The 22,002-nt window shown below is 73.5% G+C and carries 15 protein-coding genes and 2 pseudogenes; 8 read left to right on the top strand and 9 right to left on the bottom strand.

Translation table 11 applies throughout. The features are described from left to right. Nucleotides 1-6 precede the first annotated feature (6 nt). A complete protein-coding gene (locus B1L11_RS20475) occupies nucleotides 7-615 on the bottom strand; it encodes a DNA-binding response regulator (RefSeq protein ID WP_204051687.1) in 609 nt (202 codons plus the stop codon). A gap of 98 nt (nucleotides 616-713) precedes the next feature. Between B1L11_RS20475 and B1L11_RS20470 the strand changes: the two genes are divergently transcribed. Genes B1L11_RS20470 through B1L11_RS20460 form a run of 4 tightly spaced genes read left to right on the top strand, consistent with a single transcriptional unit; the run spans nucleotide 714 to nucleotide 5,328 of the window. Continuing rightward, nucleotides 714-1,448, top strand: coding sequence for an ABC transporter ATP-binding protein (locus B1L11_RS20470; protein WP_079315971.1), 735 nt, complete (start codon nucleotides 714-716; stop codon nucleotides 1,446-1,448). Further along, on the top strand, nucleotides 1,445-2,638 hold the full coding sequence (locus B1L11_RS51465) for an ABC transporter permease (RefSeq protein ID WP_256862738.1): 1,194 nt from the start codon (nucleotides 1,445-1,447) through the stop codon (nucleotides 2,636-2,638). Before B1L11_RS20470 ends, B1L11_RS51465 begins: the two co-directional genes overlap by 4 nt. Then, complete coding sequence (locus B1L11_RS54085) at nucleotides 2,569-3,831, top strand: FtsX-like permease family protein (protein WP_306291684.1); 1,263 nt, start codon at nucleotides 2,569-2,571, stop codon at nucleotides 3,829-3,831. Before B1L11_RS51465 ends, B1L11_RS54085 begins: the two co-directional genes overlap by 70 nt. A gap of 42 nt (nucleotides 3,832-3,873) precedes the next feature. Further along, on the top strand, nucleotides 3,874-5,328 hold the full coding sequence (locus B1L11_RS20460; protein WP_079315970.1) for an alpha/beta hydrolase: 1,455 nt from the start codon (nucleotides 3,874-3,876) through the stop codon (nucleotides 5,326-5,328). 5 nt (nucleotides 5,329-5,333) lie between these two features. Here the strand turns inward: B1L11_RS20460 and B1L11_RS20455 are convergent, their stop codons facing one another. From B1L11_RS20455 to B1L11_RS20445, 3 genes and pseudogenes are all read right to left on the bottom strand, one after another. Next, a complete protein-coding gene (locus B1L11_RS20455) occupies nucleotides 5,334-6,968 on the bottom strand; it encodes a phospho-sugar mutase (RefSeq protein ID WP_079315969.1) in 1,635 nt (544 codons plus the stop codon). A gap of 8 nt (nucleotides 6,969-6,976) precedes the next feature. After that, nucleotides 6,977-7,797 (bottom strand): annotated as a pseudogene (locus B1L11_RS20450) (purine-nucleoside phosphorylase). A 29-nt stretch (nucleotides 7,798-7,826) separates the two neighbouring features. Beyond that, a complete protein-coding gene (locus B1L11_RS20445; protein WP_079315968.1) occupies nucleotides 7,827-8,279 on the bottom strand; it encodes a gamma-glutamylcyclotransferase in 453 nt (150 codons plus the stop codon). A 140-nt stretch (nucleotides 8,280-8,419) separates the two neighbouring features. On the opposite strand from B1L11_RS20445, the gene B1L11_RS20440 reads away from it, so the two are divergent. Further along, nucleotides 8,420-9,811: an NAD(P)H-quinone dehydrogenase gene (locus B1L11_RS20440; protein ID WP_079316011.1), complete on the top strand. Its 1,392-nt coding sequence runs from the start codon at nucleotides 8,420-8,422 to the stop codon at nucleotides 9,809-9,811. A gap of 10 nt (nucleotides 9,812-9,821) precedes the next feature. Here the strand turns inward: B1L11_RS20440 and B1L11_RS20435 are convergent, their stop codons facing one another. Then, nucleotides 9,822-10,982, bottom strand: a complete 1,161-nt coding sequence (locus tag B1L11_RS20435; protein WP_079315967.1) for an MFS transporter — start codon at nucleotides 10,980-10,982, stop codon at nucleotides 9,822-9,824. Between the two features lie 45 nt (nucleotides 10,983-11,027). Between B1L11_RS20435 and B1L11_RS20430 the strand changes: the two genes are divergently transcribed. Further along, a complete protein-coding gene (locus B1L11_RS20430) occupies nucleotides 11,028-12,056 on the top strand; it encodes an ROK family transcriptional regulator (protein WP_079315966.1) in 1,029 nt (342 codons plus the stop codon). A gap of 11 nt (nucleotides 12,057-12,067) precedes the next feature. On the opposite strand, the gene B1L11_RS20425 is transcribed toward B1L11_RS20430, so the two are convergent. The 4 genes and pseudogenes from B1L11_RS20425 to B1L11_RS20400 all read right to left on the bottom strand — a co-directional run bounded on the left by B1L11_RS20425 (nucleotide 12,068) and on the right by B1L11_RS20400 (nucleotide 18,845). Further along, nucleotides 12,068-13,330, bottom strand: coding sequence for a pentapeptide repeat-containing protein (locus B1L11_RS20425; RefSeq protein WP_079315965.1), 1,263 nt, complete (start codon nucleotides 13,328-13,330; stop codon nucleotides 12,068-12,070). 163 nt (nucleotides 13,331-13,493) lie between these two features. Continuing rightward, nucleotides 13,494-14,891: a hypothetical protein gene (locus B1L11_RS51455; protein WP_256862750.1), complete on the bottom strand. Its 1,398-nt coding sequence runs from the start codon at nucleotides 14,889-14,891 to the stop codon at nucleotides 13,494-13,496. 1,504 nt (nucleotides 14,892-16,395) lie between these two features. Beyond that, nucleotides 16,396-16,722 carry a hypothetical protein gene (locus B1L11_RS48450; protein WP_143737414.1) on the bottom strand — a complete coding sequence of 109 codons (327 nt, stop codon included), beginning with the start codon at nucleotides 16,720-16,722 and terminating at the stop codon, nucleotides 16,396-16,398. Nucleotides 16,723-17,064: 342 nt separating this feature from the next. Beyond that, nucleotides 17,065-18,845 (bottom strand): annotated as a pseudogene (locus B1L11_RS20400) (biotin carboxylase N-terminal domain-containing protein). A 199-nt stretch (nucleotides 18,846-19,044) separates the two neighbouring features. Between B1L11_RS20400 and mycP the strand changes: the two are divergent. Both mycP and B1L11_RS54080 read left to right on the top strand, forming a co-directional pair. Beyond that, nucleotides 19,045-20,199: a type VII secretion-associated serine protease mycosin gene (gene mycP / locus B1L11_RS20395; RefSeq protein ID WP_079315960.1), complete on the top strand. Its 1,155-nt coding sequence runs from the start codon at nucleotides 19,045-19,047 to the stop codon at nucleotides 20,197-20,199. A 116-nt stretch (nucleotides 20,200-20,315) separates the two neighbouring features. After that, the coding region (locus tag B1L11_RS54080; protein ID WP_079315959.1) for a serine/threonine-protein kinase at nucleotides 20,316-22,002 on the top strand (1,687 nt) is incomplete at its 3' end.

Below are 22,002 nucleotides of genomic sequence, written 5' to 3'. Positions count from 1 at the left end.
CCGGCCCTAGATCCAGCCGGCCTCGGTGGCGATGCGTACGGCGTCGGTCCGGTTACGGGCGTTGAGCTTGGTGACGATCCCGGTGAGGTAGTTGCGCACGGTGCCCGCGGCCAGGTGGAGCCGCGCGGCGATGTCCGCGGCGTCCGCGCCGGAGGCGGCCAGGCGGAGCACGTCCGCCTCACGGGGGGTGAGCGGGTTGTCCGCCAGGTCCCACGCGGTGACCGCGAGCGAGGGGTCGAGCACGCGCTCGCCTGCCGCGACCTTGCGGATGGCGGCCACCAGTTCGTCCGGCGGCGCCGTCTTGAGCACGAATCCGGCGACACCCGAGCCGAGGGCACGGCGCAGGTGCCCCGGCTTGCCGTACGCGGTCAGCATGAGGGCGCGGCAGGCGGGCAGGCGGGTGCGGAGCTCGGCCGCGGCGGCCAGGCCGTCCAGCCTGCCGGGCATGTCGATGTCGAGGACGGCGACGTCGGGGCGGTGCACCAGGGCGGCGGACAGGGCGGCCTCCCCGGACTCCACGGTCGCGACGACTTCCAGGTCCTCCTCCAGCCCGAGCAGGGCGGCGAGGGCGCTCCTGATGACGTGCTGGTCCTCGGCAAGGAGTACGCGAATCACGTGCATATGTCTACCAGTGTCCGGATCATGAGGATGTCATGGCCAGGAGGTGAGGCCGTCTCTGGGCCGCGTGACCGCTGATCGACAGGCTTGAGCACATGACAGAGGTGCTTCGCCTTGACGCGGTGAGCAAGGTTTATGGAAAGGGACAGGGCGCGGTGGCCGCCCTGCGTGAGGTCTCGGTGAACATCCCCGGCGGGAGCTTCACCGCCGTGATGGGACCCTCGGGTTCGGGCAAGAGCACGTTCCTGCACTGCGCGGCGGGGCTGGACACGCCCTCCTCCGGCTCGGTGCGGCTGGGCGGCACGGAGTTGTCCGGCATGGACGAGACCCGGTTGACGGAACTGCGCAGGCAGCGGATCGGCTTCGTGTTCCAGGCGTTCAACCTGGTCTCGTACCTGACCGTGCTGGAGAACATCACGCTGCCGATGCGGCTGGCCGGAGCGCGGGTGGACCGGGCGTGGCTTGAGGAGATCGTCGGGCGGGTGGGGCTGGCGGGCCGCACTGGGCACCGCCCCGCCCAGCTGTCCGGCGGGCAGCAGCAGCGGGTGGCCATCGCCAGGGCGCTGGTGACCCGGCCGCAGGTGGTCTTCGGCGACGAGCCGACCGGCGCGCTCGACACGATGACCGCCCGTGACGTGCTCCGGCTGCTGCGTGAGGTGGTGGACGGCCTCGGCCAGACGGTGGTGATGGTCACCCACGACCCGGTGGCCGCCTCCTACGCCGACACCGTCCTGTTCCTCGCCGACGGCCGCATCGTGGACGCGATGGCCACGCCGAGCTCCGAGAAGGTCGCCGAGCGCATGACCAGGATGGGGGCGTACGCGGCATGATCACCGGACTCGCACTGAAGACCCTGCGGCACCGCAGGGCGGCGTTCGCGGGGGCGTTCGTGGCGCTGGTGTGCGCCGCCGCGCTGGTCTGCGCGTGCCTGATGCTGCTGGAGACCGGCCTGCGGGGCGGGGTCGCGCCGGAGCGCTACGCAGGGGCGCCGCTGATCGTCGCCGGCGACCAGAACGTCCACGAGACCGTGACCAAGTCCTCCGGAAAGGTCAAGACGAAGGCCAAGCCGCTGTCCGAGCGGGTCTGGATCCCCGAGGCGACCGCCGCCGGACTGCGCGGCCTGCCCGGCGTCTCGAAGGTGATCACCGAGGTGACGTTCCCCGTGAACGGACACGCTCTCGGGCACGGGTGGGAGTCGGCGGGGCTCACGCCGTTCACCATCGCCCAGGGGCGCCCGCCGCGTGAGAACGGCGAGGTGGTCGTGGACGCCCGCGCCGGCCTGTCCGTGGGCTCGGTCCTGCGCGTGCGGGGAGAGGCGTACCGGGTCGTGGGGGTCACCGCGCAGGCTCTGCCGAGCCAGGACACGGTGTTCTTCTCGACGGCCGAGGCCCGCAGGCTGGCCGGACGTCCCGGGCTGGTGACCGCGATCGGCGTGTTCCCTCACGTGGATGTCTCGCCGGTGCTGAATGATCACCTCGTCGCCTACACCGGGGACGAGCGCGGCACGGTGGAGTTCCTCGGCGCGGAGCGGGCGCGGGTGCGGCTGATCAGCCTGGGCGGCGCCCTGGGCGGCACGTCCCTGCTGGTGGCGATCCTCGTCGTGACCGGCACCTCCGCTCTCGCGGTCCAGCGGCGACGGCGCGAGATCGCCCTCCTGCGGGCCGTCGCCGCCACCCCCGGGCAGGTGCGCAAACTCCTGGGCGGCGAGGCGCTGCTGGTCGCCTCGCGGCCGGCGTCATCGGATCGGCGGCCGGCATCGGCCTCGGGTTCTGGCTGCGCGGCCGGTTCGTCGACCTGGGCGCCATGCCGGAGAACCTGCGCCTGGTGGTCAGCCCGTTCCCGGCGGCGGCCGCCCTGCTGGCCGCCGTGGCCGCGGCCTGGGCCGCGACCCGGCTCTCGGTCCGCCGCACCGCGCGGATCCGCCCGGTCGAGGCGCTGGGCGAGGCCGCCATGGGCGGGGGCCTGCCCCTCGGGCGGTCGATCGCGGGCGTCCTCTGCGTCGCCGGCGGGATCGTGCTGACGCTGGTGCTGTCGGGACTCGAGACCGAGGCGGCGTCGAGCCCCGTGACGATGCTGACCGCGCTCGTCTGGACGGTGGCCGTCACCCTGCTCGGCCCGGTGCTCGCCCGCGCCGCGACCGCCCCCCTCGGCATCGCGCTGCGCGCGTCCCGCGCCGGATACCTGGCGGCGCGCAACCTGCGGACGGGCCCGGGACGGATGGCCTCCGTGATGGCGCCGCTGACCCTTCTGGTGGCCATGACCTGCACCATTCTGTTCACCCAGACCACGATGGGGCACGCGTCGGCCGCGCAGGCCGCCGCCGGCACCCACGCCGACTACGTGGTGAGCGGCGCGACGGCGGATGCGGTGCGCCGCGTGCCGGGCGTGCGGGCCGTGACCTCGGTGGTGCGCACCTCCGTGCGGATCGGGCTGGACAAGTACGGCGCGCAGGGCGTCGACGGCGGCGAGCGGCCGATCGGGCAGGCCCTGGACCTCGGGGTCGTGTCCGGCTCGCTCGACGGATTCGGCGCCCGGTCGGTCGCGCTGAGCGAGTCGGCGGCCTCCAGGCTCGGCCTGTCGGTCGGCGACACGGTCAGGATCACCCTGGGCGACGGGACCCCGGCGGAGCCGAAGGTCGTGGCGATCTACTCGCGCGGCCTCGGGTTCGGCGACCTGACCCTGCCGTACGCCCTGGTGGCCGACCATGTCGACGATCCATCGGGCACCCTGCTGGTCGAGGCCCCCTCGGTCTCCCGTGCGGCCCTGGCCGCCGTGGCGCCGGTGGTGTCGCCGACCGGAGGGGCCGCGGCGGAGACCCCGAACGCCGAGGTCAACTACGTGGCCATGGGCCTGATCATCGCGTTCAGCGCGATCGCCGTGGTCAACACGCTGGCCATGTCCACCACGGACCGATCGCGGGAACTGGCCCTGCTCCGCCTGGTCGGCGCGACGCGGCGGCAGGTGCTGCGCATGCTCCGCCTGGAGACCCTGACCGCGCTGGTCGTCTCCGTGCTCGCCGGGACCGGCATCGCGCTGATCACGCTGTCGGCCTTCAGCAGGGGGATGACCGGGTCGGCCCTGCCGTACGTCCCCCCGGTCGGCTACGCACTGGTGATCGCCGCCGTGGCCGCGCTCGCCCTGGTCGCCACGAGCCTTCCCGCGCGTCTCGCGCTGCGCGCCCGTCCGGCCGAGACCATCGGCGCCCGCCAGTAGCCGGGCCGCCGCCAACCCCCTTACGACTCGAAAGCCGAAATCATGAACCGCATCGCCTCCATCGGCGCAGCCGCCCTGATCTCCCTGTCCGCCACCTCGGTCCCGGCTCACGCCGCCCCGGCCTGGACCTCCTGCGGCACCGCCGCCGGGCTCGACCCCCGCCAGGAGTGCACGACGCTCCAGGTCCCCCTCACGTACGGCAAGCCGGGCGGCGGCACGATCTCCCTGGCCGTCTCCCGGATCCGTACGGCACGGCCGGGACTGCGCAGGGGCGTGCTGCTGCTCATCCCCGGAGGACCGGGCAGCCCGGGCCTGGGCAGGCCGAGCACGATGGTGAAGCGCCTGCCGAGCGCCGTGCTCGACCGTTACGACCTGATCGGCTTCGACCCGCGGGGAGTCGGCCAGAGCTCGCCCGTCTCCTGCGGGCTCGCCCACGAGGACCTGGCGCCCTCCCGGCTCAAGCCCTACCCCTCGGCCGGCGGTGACATCGGCGAGAACGTCGCGTACGCCCGCAGGTTCAGCGAGGCCTGCGCCCGCAACGGCGGCCCCGTGCTGCCTACCATCAGCACGCGCAACGAGGCCAGGGACATCGACGCCATCCGCCGGGCCCTCGGGGAGGAGCGCCTGTCCTACTGGGGGGTCTCCTACGGCACGTACGCCGGGGCCGTCTACGCCACGATGTTCCCCGGCCGCACCGACAGGGTCATCCTGGACAGCAACGACGATCCCGACCCGCACAAGGTCGCCCGCGCCTGGCTGGCCAACTACTCGGTGGGCGTCGAGGACCGGTTCCCCGACTTCGCCGCCTGGGCGGCCGAGCGTGACGGCGAGTACGGCCTGGGAGCGGACGGCGCGGCGGTGCGCCGCACCTTCCTGGACCTCGCCGAGCGCCTGGACCACGCCCCGATCCCTTGGCCCGGCGCCAATCCGCCGCGGCTCGACGGCGCAGCCCTGCGCGAGACCATGCTGAACGCGCTGTACTCCGACACCGGGTTCCCCGGCCTGGCCGGGCTCATGCGGGCGGCGCTCGGCTCGGGTCCCCTCCCCGAGCCCTCCGCCGCGCCGGACGCGGCGCTGCAGAACGGCGCGGCCTCGGTGGCCGCGACCATCTGCAACGACGTCGAGTGGCCGAGCTCGGTCGATCTGCACCGGCGGCTGGTGGCCCGCGACCGGGCGGCCCACCCGCTCACCGGAGGCATGCCGGTCAACATCGGTCCCTGCGCCTACTGGCCCTACCGGCCGGCGGAGGCGCCGGTGCGGGTCACGCCGCAGGGGCCGCCCAACGTGCTGCTCGTGCAGAACCTGCGCGACCCGGCGACGCCGTACAGCGGCGCCCTGCGCATGCGCGAGGCCCTTGGGAGCAGGGCGCGCATGGTCGCCGTCGACTCCGGCGGGCACGGGTCCTACCTGGTCAACGGCAACGCCTGTGGTGACGGCGTCGTCACCACGTTCCTGGTCACCGGTGAGCGGCCGGCCAGGGACACGATCTGCCGGTAGGCGGCTCAGAGCCCGAGGGCGACGGCCAGATCCTTCTTCAGGTCCTCCAGGTCCTGCGCGGCGCGGGCGCGGGCGGGTGCGACGTCGTCGCCCTCGACCGGCACGACGACCTCCAGGTAGCACTTGAGCTTGGGCTCGGTGCCGCTGGGCCGTACGACGACCCGGGCGTCGCCGGACAGGCGGTAGCGCAGGCCCTCGGTCGGCGGCAGCCCCGCCACCCCCTGGGACAGGTCCTCGGCCGACTCCACCGCCCGGCCGGCCAGCTGCACCGGCGGGTGCGTACGCAGGCGTTCGATGGCCTTCGCGATCAGCGACAGGTCCTCGACCCGGACGGAGAGCTGAGTGGTCGCGTGGAGGCCGTAGCGGCGGGCCTGGTCGTCCAGCAGGTCGAGCAGCGACCTGCCGTCCCGCTTGGCCGCGGCGGCCATCCCGGCCACGGTGAGGGCGGCCCCCACGCCGTCCTTGTCGTGGACCGGCAGGCCGGCGTCCGACCCCACGCTGTAGCCCAGCGCCTCCTCGTAGCCGAAGACCAGCCCCGGGCCCGTCTTCATGATCCACTTGAAGCCGGTCAGGGTCTCGGCGTGCCGCACGCCGTGGTCGGCGGCGATCTTGGCGAGCAGCGACGACGACACGATCGAGGTGGCGACCAGCCGGTCGGCGCCCGAGGTGTGCCGCAGCACGTGCTCGGCCAGCAGGCCGCCCACCTCGTCGCCGGTCAGCATGCGGTAGCCGCCGCCCGGCAGCGGAGCGCCCACCGCGCACCGGTCCGCGTCCGGGTCGTTGGCGATCACCAGGTCGGCGCGGGTCGCGGCGGCGAGTTCGAGCGCGAGGTCCATGGCGCCCGGTTCCTCCGGGTTGGGGAACGCCACGGTGGGGAAGTCCGGGTCGGGCATCGCCTGCCGGCTCACCATGACCGGCACCTCGAAGCCCGCCACGCGGAACGCCTCGGACACGGTCGCGCCGCCGACGCCGTGCAGCGGCGTGTACGCGACCGCGATCTCGCGGGCGTCGCCGATCGGGAGCGCGGTCAGGGACCGCAGGTACGGCACGAGGATGTCGTCGTGGCCGAGGGTCTGCCAGTCCTCGCCGAGCGGCAGCGCGTCCACCCGCCCGACCGCGTCGATGGCGGCCGAGATCTCCTGGTCGATCGGCGGCACGATCTGCGCGCCGTCGCCCCAGTAGACCTTGTAGCCGTTGTCCTGGGGAGGGTTGTGCGAGGCGGTGACCATGACGCCCGCGTCCGCGCCCAGGTGGCGCACGGCGAACGCCAGGACAGGGGTCGGCCACTTGGCGGCCATGACCGAGGCGCGCAGGCCCGCCCCGGTCAGCACGCGGGCCGTGTCGGCGGCGAACACGTCGGACTTGTGCCGCGCGTCGTAGCCGATCACCACATGGCGTCCCGGCCCGAGGACGCGGGCCAGCCCGGCGGCCGCCCGCATCACCGTGACCCGGTTCATCCGGTTGGGCCCGGCTCCGAGCGCGCCGCGCAGGCCGGCCGTGCCGAACTCCAGCTTCGCGCCGAAGCGGTCCTCCAGCGCGGCAAGGTCCTCCCGCTGCAGGAGCGCGTCGAGCTCCGCCCGCGTCTCGGGGTCGGGGTCCTGGTCACGCCATTCCCGGGCGAGCCGTACGAAGTCGGTCATGATGCTCCCTACAGCTTGTCGACGACCTGGGCGAGCAGGACGCCCATGCGGGCGGCCGTGGCCCGGCCGACCTCCAGGACCTCCTCGTGGTTGAGCGGCTCGCCCACCAGGCCCGCGCCGGGGTTGGTGACCAGGGAGATCCCGAGCACCTCGGCCCCGGCCTCCCGGGCGGCGATCGCCTCCAGCACGGTGGACATGCCCACCAGGTCGCCGCCGAGCGTGCGCAGCATGCGGATCTCCGCGGGCGTCTCGTACGTCGGGCCGCGGAAGGCGACGTACACGCCCTCGGCCAGCGTGGGGTCCACCGCGCGGGCGAGGTCGCGCAGGCGCTTGGAATACACCTCGGTGAGGTCGATGAACGTCGCGCCCGTGAGCGGGTTGTCGCCGGTGAGGTTGATGTGGTCGCTGATCAGGACGGGGTCGCCGACCTTCTGGGTCTCCGGGCGCAGCCGCCCGCCGCGTTGGTCAGCACCACCGTGCGCACCCCGGCCGCGACGGCCGTGCGCACCCCGTGGACCACCGGCTCCACCCCGCGGCCCTCGTACAGGTGCGTACGGCCGAGGAAGATCAGGGCGTTGAGCCCGGCGGAGGTGCGCACCGCGCGCACCGTGCCCGCGTGACCGGCGACCGCGGGAGGGGAGAACCCCGGCAGTTTCGTCACCGCGAGTTCGGCGACCGTCTCGCCGATCGCGTCCGCGGCCGGGACCCAGCCCGAGCCCATGACGAGGGCGACGTCGAAGGAAGGGATGCCGGTGAGGTTCCTCAGCGTGGTCGCGGCCTCGGCCGCCAGGTCATATGGGGTCACTTTGCTGAGGGTACAGAAGAGCATGAACCCGGCCGATAAGTGCCGGGTCCGTGTCAGTCGCCGAGCTTCTTACACGGGCGGGTGCGCAGCCACGCGACGTAGTCGTCGGGGGCGCCCGCCTTCTCCGCGGCGTCGGCCAGGATGCCGATGTATCGCGCCGAGGGCAGCCCGCCCTCGTAGGAGTTCAGCACGTACGACCAGGCGAGCACGTCCCCCTCCAGCGTCGCGACGCGGAGCCGGAGCTTGCGGTAGAGGCCGAGGTCGGTGGCCATCCAGCGGTCGAGGGACGCCTCGTCCCACTCCGGCACGTCGTACAGGACGACGAATACCTGCTCGTCGGCGTCCTCGACTATCGTGGCGAGAGCGCCCTCCCAGCTGACGTCCTCGCCGCCGAAGGTGAGCCGCCAGCCCGGGAGCCAGCCCGTTCCTCGCATGGGCGAGTGGGGCGCCCACTCCGCCATCTGCTTGGGGTCCATGTTGCTGCCGTAGGCCGCGTAAACAGGCACGGCACACAAGCCTAAACCAAGATCCCGAAAGTTGGACGGGTAGCGCGCGCACGGAGGTGTGGCGAAAGAAATCCGCGTAGTCAGCCCGTTACGCGCACCTCGCCGGGAATACGAAGCCAGGATGCGGGACAATGGAGCATGTGACAAGGATCGTGATCATCGGTGGTGGCCCCGGCGGATACGAGGCGGCCCTGGTCGCCGCGCAACTAGGCGCTCAAGTCACCGTCGTGGAGGAGGAAGGACCCGGCGGGGCGTGCGTGCTCACCGACTGCGTGCCGTCCAAGACCCTGATCGCCTCCTCCGTCCGCAAGCAGGCGCTTCTCGACGCGTCGTCCCTGGGGGTCCGCTTCGACGGCGGCCCTGACCACGACGCCGGCGGCGTCGCCGTGGACATGATCGACGTGAACAAACGCGTCAAGGAACTCGCGCTGGCGCAGTCGAACGACATCGCCGCCCGGCTGGCCGCCGAGGGCGTCGAGGTCATCCGCGCCCGGGGCCGCCTGGTCGACCCCCAGGTGGTGCGCGCGGGGGACCGTACGATCCGGGCCGACGTGGTCATCGTGGCGACCGGCGCCCACCCCCGCGTGCTGCCGGGGGCGGAGCCCGACGGCGAGCGCATCCTCAGCTGGCGAGAGCTGTACGACCTGGAGGAGCTGCCCGAGCACCTGATCGTGGTCGGCTCCGGCGTCACCGGCGCCGAGTTCGCCGGCGCCTACCGGTCGCTCGGGTCGGAGGTCACGCTGGTCTCCTCGCGCGACCGGATGATGCCCAACGAGGACGCCGACGCGGCCGAGGTGCTCGAGGAGGTCTACCGGCGCCGCGGCATGAACGTCATGGGCCGCTCGCGTGCCGCCTCGGTCAAGCGCACCGAGCACGGCGTCGTCGTGACCCTGGAGGACGGCCGCACCGCCGAGGGCAGCCACTGCCTCATGACCGTCGGCATGGTCCCCAACACCTCGGGGCTCGGGCTCGAGGACAACGGCGTGCGGCTCGACCGCAACGGCTTCATCGAGGTCGACAAGGTGTCGAGGACCTCCGCGCCGGGCGTGTACGCCGCGGGAGACTGCACCGGCGTCCTGATGCTCGCCTCGGTCGCCGCCATGCAGGGCAGGATCGCGGTCTGGCACGCGCTCGGCGAGGCCGTGCAGCCGATCCGGCTGGCCACCGTCGCCGCCAACATCTTCACCGACCCGGAGATCGCCGCCGTGGGCGTGTCGCAGCGGCAGATCGAGGCGGGCGAGATCGAGGCGAATGTCGTCAAGCTGCCTCTCGCGACCAACGCCCGGGCCAAGATGCAGGGTTTCAACGACGGTTTCGTGAAGCTGTTCTGCCGTCCGAACACCGGCATCGTGCTCGGCGGCGTAGTGGTCGCCCCGCGCGCGTCGGAGCTGATCCTGGCCGTGTCGGTGGCCGTGCAGCACCGCCTGACCGTGGACCAGCTCGCCCACACCTTCGCCGTCTACCCGTCGCTGTCGGGCTCGATCACCGAGGCCGCCCGCCGCCTCATGTCCCCGCTGACCGCCGGCATCTGACGGCCGGACCTCAGTCCGCCGCGGCGACCGGTACGCGGGCGGCGGCGCGTGGGCGCAGCGCGCGCGCCGGCCGGATCATCGCCGCGACCATACACGTCACCAGGGCGAACGCGAACGGGAAGGCGAACGTGCCGGCCAGCCAGCCGATGACGGAAGGCGCCACCAGCCCCGACATCCAGGTGATCGTCGCGACCCCCGCGACGCCCTCGGCAGGCGTACGGGCGGCCTGGCCCGCCGCCGCGAACACCAGCGGCACGACGACGGCGACACCGGCGCCGAACAACGCGAACCCGGCGATCACCGGCGCGGGAGTCCGGAACGCGACCACCATCACGCCGCCGAGCACGGCCGTGACGGCCCCCGCGCGCACCGTCGCGACCGGCCCGAGCCTGCGCACCACGAAGTCTCCGGCCAGCCGCACCGTGACCATGCACGCGGTGAACACGGTGAAGCCCGCCGCGGCGAGGCCCGCGCCCGCCCCGGTCACGTCCCTGAGGTAGATCGCGGCCCACTGGCCGCTGGCCCGCTCCGCGAAGGTGGCGAAGAAGCCGATCAGGCCGATCAGCAGGACGGCCCTCGGCGGCACCGTGAAGCGGGACGGCGGCTTCTCGTCCGGCGCGGGCACGTCGTCCAGGAGCGCACGACTTCCCACGGCGCCCACGGCGATCAGCGCCGCCGCCATGAGGGTGAGATGCGCACGCGCGTCCAGGCCCGCCTGCGCCGCCGCGGCCCCGAGACCCGCGCCGCACAGGTTGCCGACGCTCCACATGCCGTGCAGGCCGGACATGACCGAACGGCCCAGGCGCCGTTCCACGAGCACGCCCTGGGCGTTCATCGCCAGGTCGCACATCCCGGCCGCGGCGCCGTACAGGAGGAACGCGGGCACCAGCCACAGCGGGCCGGGCGCGAGCACGGGCAGGGCCAGCGCCGCGCACCACAGGGCCAGCAGGGTCCGGGTCGTCGCCTTGGTTCCGAAGCGGTAGGCCAGCCGCGCCGTCATCGGCATCGCGAGGAACGAGCCGATCGGCGGGCAGAGCAGGACGAGCCCGAGCGCGGCCGTGCCGAGGCCGAAGTGGTCCTGGAACCAGGGCATCCGGGTGGCGAGGGTGCCGGCCACCGCGCCGTGCACGGCGAAGACGACGGCGGTGGCCCGTTGATGTCTGTCTCGCATGCGGCTAAATTAACAGGCAGGGTTCCTGATAAAAAGTGGGTTTTCATGAAGACCGCGACACCCCAGCTCGCACGGGCCATCAACGACCGGCTCGCGCTCGACCTGCTCCTGGAGCGGGGCCCGCTGACCGCACCCCAGTTGCGCGCGCTCACCGGCCTGTCCCGCCCGACCGTGTCGGACCTGATCGAACGCCTCCAGGTGAACGGCCTGATCGGGATCACGGGGGAGAGCGGAGGCGACCGGCGCGGCCCCAACGCCAGGCTCTACGGCATCGTCGCCGACCGGGCGTTCGTGGGCGGGGTGGACGTGCGGCGTGACGTGGTCAACGTGACGGTCGCCGACATCGCCGGCGGCATCGTGGGCGAGGCGAGGCGGCCTATCGGGGAGAACCTTCCCGCGCTGGTCGCGGAGGCGCTCACCGAGGCGGCCGGCTCACGTCCCCTGCACGCCGTCGTGATCGGCGCGCCCGGGATGGTCGACCCGCAGACCGGAGACCTCGCGGCCGGGAACGCCGAGCCCGCCTGGCGCCCCGGACTGCTCCCGGCCCTGCGCACCCTGGTCGACGCGCCGGTCGTCATGGAGAACGAGGTCAACCTGGCCGCCGTCGCCGAGCAGGCCACCGGGGCGGCCGCCGGGCGGGACGATTTCGTCCTGCTCTGGCTGGACGACGGCGTCGGCGCGGCCGTCGTGCTGGACGGCAGACTCCGCCGGGGCGCCTCCGGCGGCGCCGGCGAGATCGGCTTCCTCGGCCGGCTCGACATCAAGGTGTGCGACCTGCTGGGCGCGCAGGCCGTACGCGGGCTGGACCTCCCGGCCCTGGCGGACAGGGTCGCGACGGCCGCCTTCACGCTCGTCGCCGTGCTCGACCCCGGTCTCGTCGTCCTCGGCGGCGCCACCAGCCTGGCGGGCGGCGACCCGCTGGCGGCCCTGGTCGCCGAGCGACTGGCGGAGGTCTCGCCCGTCCCCGTGCACGTACGCGTGAGCGGCATCCCGGACAACCCCGTCCTGAGGGGCGCGGCCTCCACCGCGCTCTCGATCGCCCGTGACGCCGTCTTCGGGCAGGGCCGCCGGTGAACTCGCCGAGGTCAGTGGTGGCCGCCCGTGGCGGACAGCCGTGACCTGACCTCGTGCAGGGCCTGCCGTCCCCGTGCGACCGCCGCGGCGGCCGCCCGCAGGTCGTACGGCGTCTGGGCGACGTTCAGCGCCTGCTTGGCCGCCTCGTACGCGTCGAGTGCCGCGCGCCATTCGAACGCCGGGCCGCTGACCTGGTTGATCTTCATCTCGAAGTCGAGGGCGTCGATCTCCTCGCCGAAGCGGGTCACGTCCTCCTCGGCCGCGTGCCTGGCCACCGCCATCTCGGCCACGAACCGCTCCTTGCGCCGGTGCGCGACGCCCCAAAGGATCAGCGTCAGGCTCAGGCCGAGCCCGGACACGATGACGAGGATGAGCGCGGGCGACGGGCCCTTCGGGCGTAAGGCGTTGCCGGACACGTCCTGCTCCGAGGTGGTCGTCCTGTCTCCGGCCGGGTCGTCCCCGCCGGCGGTGCCGGGCGCGACGGCGTCGTCGGGGAGGTTGACCGCCGTGCCCCGGGCCCCGGTGAGGTCCACGTCGTCGGCCTGGGTGAAAGAGGCCTTGTCGACGTTCGCCCCGTGGAAGTCCGCGCCGTCGAGTTCGGCCTGGGTGAACTCCGCCTCGGACAGATCGGCGTCCTTCAGTACGGCGTGCTCCAGGTGGGCCTGGCCGAACTTGGCCTCGCCGAGCTTGGCCCGGGTGAAGTCGGCCTTACGGCCCTTGATCTGCCCGAGCGCGGCGTCCTTCAGGTCGGCGTCCACCAGTTGGGCGTCGGTGAGGTCGGCCTGGCTGAGCACGGCCCGGGTGAGGACCGCGCCGGTCAGGTCGGAGTGCGGGAACTCGGCCTGCACGGCCTCCGCGTCGACGAGGACCGCCCCGCGCAGGTTCGCCCGCTTGGCCCGCATCTGGCCCATGTCGGCCTCGGTGAGGTCGGCGCCGCGCAGGTCGGCGTAGTCGAGATGCGCCTGGCCGAGGTCGGCCTCCTTCAGCGAGGCCTTGCGCAGGACGGCTCCGGTGAGGTCCTTGCCCGTGAGGTCCACCCCGTCGAGCTTCGCGCCGGTGAGGTCGGCGCACCGCAGGTCTGGAGGCAGGGCGGCGCTGGTGAGGTCCTTGCCGCGCAGCTTGACGCCGCTGCCCGGTTTGCAGGGCGCGGCGGCGCCTGAGCGGCGGTCGCAGGGAGTGACAGGAACGCGAGCGACAGGAGCAGGGCGGTGACGGACAGGGGGGCGAAGCGACGCACGGGGAGCCTCCTGAGGGGAACGTCCCGAGTTTCCCATGCGATCTTTAACCGCACTTGCAATCCGCTGACCGGCCCCGGCGACGGCGCCCCCGCGGTGGCGAACGGGGGCCGCGGCCGTGGTCGCGGTCCCCGGACATGACGAAGGGGCGGACCCCGCCGGGTCCGCCCCTCGTCGATGCCGTGCAGGAAGCGTTCAGGCGTTACCAGTCGCCTCCGCCGAAGTCCCCTCCGCCGAAGTCGCCGCCGCCCCAGTCGCCGCCACCGCCGCCGAAGTCTCCTCCGCCGCCGAAGTCGCCGCCACCGCCCCAGTCGCCGCCGCCGGCCTCCACGCCCGCGGCGTAGCCGGAGTCGTATCCGGCGCCGTATCCGCCGTGGCCCCAGCCGCCGAATGCGTTGCCGAGCATGGTGCCGACGAGCATGCCGGTCAGCAGGTCGCCGCCGCCGAAGCCGCCGTAGTAGCCGTACGCGTAGGGCTGGTAGGCGGGACCGGCGTCCCAGTAGGGCCTGCGGTGGCCGTCCACCATGACCTCGCGCATCTGCGGGTCGAAGCCGCGCTCCACCGCCTCGGCGTCCGCCGCGCAGGCCGGGACGTCGCGCACCGCGCCGCCGGGGGGCGCCCAGCGCACGTTGCGGACCGACGGGCCGTGCTGCGGGTTGAAGAAGCACGGGGGCAGCCGCTCGGGCAGCGGCTGGTTGTTCACGCGCGCCTTGACGCAGGCCAGCGCGTAGCGGCCGTCCTCCAGCGTGGAGGTCACCGTGCGCAGGTCCTCCGGGCGCTTGATCGCGGCGAGTTCGGTCTTGGCCCGCTCGTAGGAGTCGAGGGCGCGCTGCCAGTCGCCCGTCGTCTCGGCCTGCGGGAGCATCTTGACGTCCACGTCGAGCGCGGTGATCTCCTCACCGAACTTCGTGACGTCCTCCTCGACCGTCTGCTTGACGGCGGCGAGCTCGGCGGCCTCGCGCTCCTCGCGCTTGCGCTTGTTACGGCGTCCGATGATCCACAAACCGGCACCTCCCACAACCGCGATGCCCAGAATGCCGACGAGCACACCCGAACCGCCACCGCCGCCGACCGTGCTGCCCTTGGCGCGGGCGCCGTTGACGTCGCCCTCGCGCACCAGGTTCACCCGGTTGATGAAGTCCTTCATGCCGGTGACCACGTCGCTGTTGGAGTTGGTGGACAGCCGGGCCAGCACGCCCGGCGCGTTCCTGGGCAGCTCGGTCGACCCGGCGAACAGGCTCGTGCCGTCGAGAAGCGCCACGGTCGCGCTCGACTTGCCGGCCTTGTCGAGCTCGGACAGCAGCTGCGGGATGTAGGTGCTCACCTGGCTCGTGCTCACGGTGCCGTCGGGCATGGCGACCACGTAGATCTTGGACTTCGAGTCCTTCAGCGCCTGGCGGATCTCGTTCTGCTGGCTCGACGAGAGCGGAGACCCACTCTGGACGAACAGCGGGTCTTTGGCGTTCTTCCAGGACGACAGGACCGTGGTGGGGTCCGGGGGAGCCGCCGCCATTGCGGACGGCGCGAGCGCGAGCAGGGTGATGAGCCCGGCGAGCAGCGCCGCCAGGGCGGCCCCCACCCGGCCGAGCGGTGTCTTCATGGTCACGGCTTCAAGCCTCCTTCGCCCTACTGGACGAACGGCAGGGCGCGATGGTTCCTCCACAAAAACCTATCGTTCCGCACCCGGAACCCGGCATGCGTCCTCCTGCCGGTGAATGACCGTGGCGCCGGTCGCCGAACCGTCCGCCGCGATCCCGCATCGAACCCCTCAACGATCGACAAAGTGAGGTGGCAGTTGCGCGTTTACTTGGGCATCGCGGCCAAACGGGTCGGTGCGCCGTTGCCTCCCGTGGGGTTCGCCGCGGCCCTGGCCGCGATCGACCGTGCCTTCCCCGTGCCCGCCGAGACCGCCACCGCGGAGGAGTGGCGGTCCGGCGCGGGCGACGTGGCGCTGCTGTCGTGGTCGAACGAGCCGGGGGGACGGCGTCCTGCCTCTCCTGGTCGGAGACGACAGGATCAGGGGCGACCGGGTCACGGGCGGCAACCAGGTCGCCGGCATCACCGGTCACCTCGCCGACCCCGCCGACGCCGCACGCCTGCTGGCCGCCCGCCGCCTGGGAGAGGCCGTGTGCCGTACGGGCGGCTGTTTCTCGGTGTTCCGCGCGGGGGAGGGCGAGCTGACGGCCGCGACCGGGATGACGGCGGCCTGCCCGGTGTTCCACGCCGAGACTCCGGACGTCCACGTCGTCGGCAACCGGGCGCTGCTCGTTCACCTGGTCGCCCGCGCCGTGGTGACGGGCACGGCCCGGCCCGCCGTCGCCTGGAACCTCCCGGCGCTGCAGTCCATGGTCAGGATGGGCTACTTCCTGTCCGACGAGACCCCTTTCGACGGGGTGCGCGCGCTGCCGCCGGCCACCGAGATCGGCATCGTCCGGGGGCTGGCCGCGACCGGCGAGACCGCGCCGCCCGAGGCGCGTCCCCGGCCCGGCACTGCCCGTGGCATGCGGGCCCAGGCCGACGAGCTTGCCGCGGCGTTGCTTGCCTCCGTGCGACCGCTGGCGGCCGCCACGGAGCCCGTACGGCTGTCGCTCACCGGCGGCAGGGACAGCAGGCTCCTGGCCGCGCTGCTCCATCACGCGGGCATCCCGTTCACCACGGCCACCTCGGGGCGCGAGGGCACCCCCCGACGTCGTGCTGGCGCGGCGCGTCGCGGCGACCCTCGGCGTGGAGCACCGGGCGGTCGAGCCGAAGCGGTCGGCGGACGCCGCGCACCTGGTCGTCGCCCACCCCAGAGTCCGCGCGCACAACGTCGTGCGCGTCTGCGAGGGCATGCTGTCGGCGTACGAGAACGTGCCGGAGGCGGCGGGCTTCGATCCGCGACCGCGGATGTCCGGGCACGGCGGGGAGGTGCTGCGGGCGGGGTTCCTCCACAACCAGGAGGACCTCGGCGTCGCCGCCATGCGGCGCAGGATCGAGGGGTTGTTCACCAGGAACGCCGACCTGCTGAGCCGGGAGGCCAAGGACCACGCCCGCGAGCTGGCGGAGCCGTGGCGGCGGCGCGGGCAGGACGACCCGGCGGGGACGCTCGACCGGCTCTATCTCACCTACCGCGTCGGCCGCTGGCACGCCGCCTCCCGGGCCGCGCTGCTGCGCGGTGGGACGCCTGTCCCGCCGTTCCTCGACAACCTGGTCGTACGGACCGCGCTGAGCATCGACCCGATGTGGCGGCGGTCCGAGGAGGTGGTCCACCGGTGCATCCTGGCCTTCGCGCCCGAGCTGAGAGACGTCCCGATCGAGGGCAGGCCGTGGCGGTTCGCCGCCGAGCCTGCGGGCGGGATGTTGCTGGACCGCGTACGGCGTCGCCTGCGGGACGTCCCGTCGCCGATCGCCGGTGGAGGCGGCCCCAAGGCCTGGAACTGGCGCGTCGACATCCCGGAGGCCCTGGCCGCCGAGCTCCGGGCCGGCGTCCTCGCGTGGGACGGGACGGCCGTCACGGACGAGCTGGCGCGGATCGTGGACGAGGCGGCGGTGGCGGGTCTGTTCTCCGACCTTTCCGCCATGGCCGGAGGGAGGCCGAAGGCGCGGCGACCCCATGTGGCGTGGCACCTCTACACGGTGGCCGCCATGCTGGCCGACGGCTTCTCCGGCTCCGCGCCCCCGGCGGACGCGCCGCTGCGGATCGCCGATCCGGTCGACGACCGCGGGACCAGGCAGGCGCCCGCGCGCCTTCGGGCACACGGGCGTGACCCGGCCCCCACGGCCGCCGCGCAGGCTCAGGCGTCCTTGATCTCGCACAGGACGGCCCCGGCGGTGACCGTCTGGCCGACGGCGGCCGCGAGGCCGGTGATCGTGCCGCCCTTGTGGGCGGTCAGCGGCTGCTCCATCTTCATCGCCTCGAGAACGACGATCGTGTCGCCGGGTTCGACGGTGTCGCCGTCGGCGACGACGACCTTCACGATCGTGCCCTGCATCGGGCTCACGAGGGAGTCGCCGCTCGCCGCGGCCTTCTTCGCCGCGCCCCCGCCGGACCGCCGGGGCGCCGCCTTCCTGGCCGGGCCGGAGCCGCCGGTCGCGCCCGGACCGGACGAGCCCAGACCCGAGGAGCCCAGGCCGGCGGGCAGGACGACCTCCAGGCGCTTGCCGCCGACCTCGACCGTGATCCGCTCGCGCTCGGCGGACTCGGCCGCCTCCACGGCCCCCTCGTACGGGGGGATCTCGTTGACGAACTCGGTCTCGATCCAGCGGGTGTGCACGGAGAACGGCTCGCCGGTGAAGGCGGGGTCGTCCACCACGGCCCGGTGGAACGGCAGCACGGTCGGCATGCCGCCGATCTCGTACTCCGCCAGGGCCCGGCGCGACCGCTCCAGCGCCTGCTCCCGGGTCGCGCGGTGACGATCAGCTTGGCCACGAGCGAGTCGAACGCCTGCGGCACGCTCATCCCCGTCTCGTAACCGCCGTCCAGCCGCACGCCGGGGCCGGACGGGACGCGCATCGAGGTGATCGTCCCCGGCGCGGGCAGGAAGTTGCGGCCCGCGTCCTCGGCGTTGATGCGGAACTCGATGGAGTGGCCGCGCAGCACCGGGTCGTCGTAGCCCAGCGGCTCGCCGTCGGCGATGCGGAACATCTCGCGCACCAGGTCGATGCCGGCGACCTCCTCGCTGACCGGGTGCTCGACCTGCAGCCGGGTGTTGACCTCGAGGAAGGAGATCGTGCCGTCCTGGCCGACGAGGAACTCACACGTGCCCGCGCCGACGTACCCGGCCTCGCGCAGGATCGCCTTGGAGGAGGAGTAGAGGAGTTCGAGCTGCTCGTCGGTCAGGAACGGCGCGGGAGCCTCCTCCACCAGCTTCTGGTGGCGGCGCTGCAGCGAGCAGTCGCGGGTGGACACGACCACGACGTTGCCGTGGGTGTCGGCCAGGCACTGGGTCTCCACGTGACGCGGCCGGTCGAGGTAGCGCTCGACGAAGCACTCCCCGCGCCCGAAGGCGGTGACGGCCTCGCGCACGGCGGACTCGTACAGGTCGGGGATCTCCTCCAGGGTGCGGGCCACCTTGAGCCCGCGCCCGCCGCCGCCGAATGCCGCCTTGATCGCGATCGGCAGTCCGTGCTGCTGCGCGAAGGCGACGACCTCGTCCACCCCGGAGACGGGGTCGGGGGTTCCGGCCACGAGCGGGGCGCCCACGCGCTGCGCGATGTGCCGCGCCTGGACCTTGTCGCCCAGCGCGGTGATCGCCGAAGGCGGCGGGCCGATCCAGATCAGGCCGGCGTCGAGCACGGCCTGGGCGAAGCCGGCGTTCTCGGCGAGGAAGCCGTAGCCGGGGTGGACGGCGTCCGCGCCCGTCTTCCTCGCCACCGACAGGATCTTGTCGATGTCGAGGTAGGTCTCGGCCGGGCTCTGCCCGCCGAGTGCGTGCGCCTCGTCGGCCACCCGCACGTGCAGCGCGTCCAGGTCCTGGTCGGCGTACACCGCGACACTGGACATCCCGGCGTCTCTGCAGGCCCGGGCGATCCGTACGGCAATCTCACCGCGATTGGCGATCAGGACCTTGTGCACCGCGTCCATCCTTCCCTCGGGCCCCTGGGTTACGAGCCTTGGTGGATTTTATGCACCTGTCGACGCTGGACGGCGTCCGCCCCCTTGCTGAGTGGGACTGCTGTCGCGCCTCGTTTCCGCCGCTTCCGAGCCCCATCACCGGTATGCCGGTTTTGAACCGGCAGCATCGGCCGAGCTCGACCGGTTAGGCTGATCGCTCATGCGGGGACCCGGCCTTCTGGCGACCGTGCTGGCTCTGCTTCTCATGGCACCACCCGCGCCGCCCGCACAGGCGCGCGCCGCGCCGGTGCGTTGCGCGCCGCGCAAGGGCAGCATGCAGGTGGCCGAGCCGTGGGCGCAGCGCAGGCTCGACCCGAAGCGGGTGTGGCCGCTCACCACGGGCGAGGGGGTCACCGTCGCGATTATCGACAGCGGGGTGGACCTGACGCACCCGCAGCTCCGCGTGGCCAAGGAAGTCGACTACACCGGCACGGGACACCGCGACTGCGTCGGCCACGGCACCGCCGTCGCCGGGATCATCGCCGCCCAGTACGTGAAGGGCGTCCCCTTCGTCGGCGTCGCGCCGGGCGTGCGGCTGATCTCGCTCAAGCAGACGAACGAGGAGAACGGAGACCCGGACACGCTGGCCAGGGCCATCGTGGACGCGGCCGACGCGGGCGCCGACGTGATCAACGTGTCGATCGACGCCCACGACGACCCGAAGCTCAGGCAGGCCGTGGCGTACGCGCTGGGCAAGGACGCGGTGATCGTGGCCGCGGCCGGCAACAGGACCGCGGAGGACGGCACGCCTGAGGCCTCCTATCCCGCCGCCTACCCCGGTGTGCTGGCGGTGGGTTCCGCCACGCCCGACGGCAGGCGCGCCGACTTCTCCAACACGGCGACACCCGTCGGGGTGCTCGGCCCGGGCCAGGCCATCACCTCCACCTGGCCGGGACGGGCGTACATGAGCGGGCTGGAGGGCACCAGCTTCGCCGCGCCGTACGTCGCGGGGGTGGCGGCGCTGGTGCGTGCCCGCCACCCGGAACTGAGCCAGGAGCGGGTGCGGTGGCGCATCACCGCCACGGCGGACGGCGGCGTGGGGACGGGCACGGGTGCCGGGATGGTCAACCCGCTGCTCGCCGTCACCGCGATCCTGCCGCTGGAAGCCGTCGACGCCCCCGTCATCGCGCCGCCGGCGCCGGCCCCGCTGCCGCAGAACGCGGTGAGCAGGGCGGCTCCGGTGGACCAGGAGGCGATCGACCTGGCGCTCACGATCGCGGCGGCGGCGCTGTGCGCGGTGGGTCTGATCGTGGCCGTGCGGGTGTTCGCGCCGATGGGCAGGCGCAGAAGGTGGCGCCCCGGCCGCGAGGGTTGACATGTCTGCTTTGAGTAATTGACGGTTAAATGTTTTGGCCTGCCGGAAACCGCTGCTTTGTGCCGCGTCCTCTTGGTTGAATGATCCTGATCAGGTCACTTCCAGAAAGGACTGAGATGCACCCTTTACGGCCGGGTGATCCCGAGCAGATAGGCGAGTACGCCATCCTGGGACGGCTGGACGAGGGGCCCCGCGGCGACGTCTATGTCGGCAAGGAGACCGGCGACGACGCCCCTGTGCGGGTGATCAGGCTCTTGGCCGCCGAGCCGGGTTCGGGGCAGGCCGTCCTCGACCGGCTCACTGTGGCCACGCGTGTGTCCAGCTCATATGTGGCCCGCACGATCACGGCGGGCCTGCTCGGTGATCGGCCCTACGTCGTCAGGGAACACGTCGAGGGGCGCAGCCTGGCCGCCGCCGTGGCGGCCGAGGGCCCGCTCTCCGGGGAGGCGCTCGAACGGGTCGCGGTGGGCGTGCTCACCGCGCTGACCGCCGTGCACCTCGCCGACCTCGCGCACGGCGCGCTCACCCCGCACAACGTCATCGTCGCCGACGACGGGGTCAAGCTGACCGACGTCGCCGTCGGACCGCCGGTGGGCGAGCCGGCGTACCGGGCTCCCGAGCAGATCAGGGGCGAGCGGTACGACGCGTACGCGGACATGTTCGCCTGGGCCGCCACGGTGGTCTTCGCCGCGACCGGGCGTCCGCCGTTCCCGCAGGAGCCGCAGGCGGTGCTGAACGCGCAGCCCGACCTCGGCGGCCTGGAGGAGCGGCTGCGCCAGGTCGTGCTGCCCGCGCTGGCCAAGGAGCCGGGGCAGCGGCCCACCGCCTACGCCGCCATGCTGCAACTGCTCGGCGGCGGTGCCGCCGGGGCGCAACCGGCGGCGGGCCCCGGCGCGACGGCGGTGCTGCCCGCGCAGCCGCCGCAGCCGCCGGTCGGGGGAGTCCCCGTTCCGCCGGCCCCGCAGCAGACGTGGGGTCCGCCGCCCGTCCCCCAGCAGCCCCAGCAGGTGCCCGCCGTCGCCTGGCAGCCGGCCGCCATGCCGCAGGAGCAGCCCCCGCAGCAGACGTGGGGTCCGCCGACCACCCAGGGCCAGGTCGAGACGGCCAGGCGCAAGCCGTTCCCCGTGGGCCTCGCGGCCGCGGTCGGCGCCGTGGTCCTGCTCTCCGGCGTGGGGCTGTGGGGCGCCGGTCACTACGCGGAGGTCCAGCTGTCGCCGGCCGCCGCGGAGCGCGCCGCGGGCCAGCACGGTTCCGGTGGGCGCGTGATCGCGGACGGCGGGAACGTGGGTGGCGGGACCACGGGAGGCGCGACCGGAGGCGGCGGGCAGGCCCCGACGGCGGCGCCGCAGGTGACGGTGCCGTGGGCACTGTCGTCCGACGACCCGGACTCGCCCGTGCAGCCGCTGGTGCTGCCGAGCGAGTGGCCGACCGACGCTCCGGTGACGCCGGAGCTCACCTCGGTCCCGACCCCCGGCCCGATCGTGCCGCTGCCGACCCAGCCGGTGGTCCCGCCGCCGGCGCAGCCCACCGGCCGGACGCAGCCGACGGCGCATGTGACGACCACCGCCACGGTCACCGCGACGCCCAGTCCGGTGCCGACGGAGCCGACTCCCGAGCCTCCGCCCTCACCGTCGCCGAGCCCGGCGGCCACGGAGACGCAGGAGACGGTGCCGAGCCCGGAGCCCACCGTGCCCGCCCGGCCGCCGCCCGTCCGACCACGCCGGTGCCGACCACCCAGCGCCGCGCGACGCACCTCCGCACCGAGGCCGCACCACCCAGCGCCCAGGCCGAGCTACTCCGGCC

The sequence above is a fragment of the Microbispora sp. GKU 823 genome (genome assembly GCF_002027145.1).
Classification (GTDB): Bacteria; Actinomycetota; Actinomycetes; order Streptosporangiales; family Streptosporangiaceae; genus Microbispora; species Microbispora siamensis.
The sequence above is the reverse complement of the archived record's forward strand: the minus strand, read 5'-3'. Positions and strand labels throughout refer to the sequence as shown.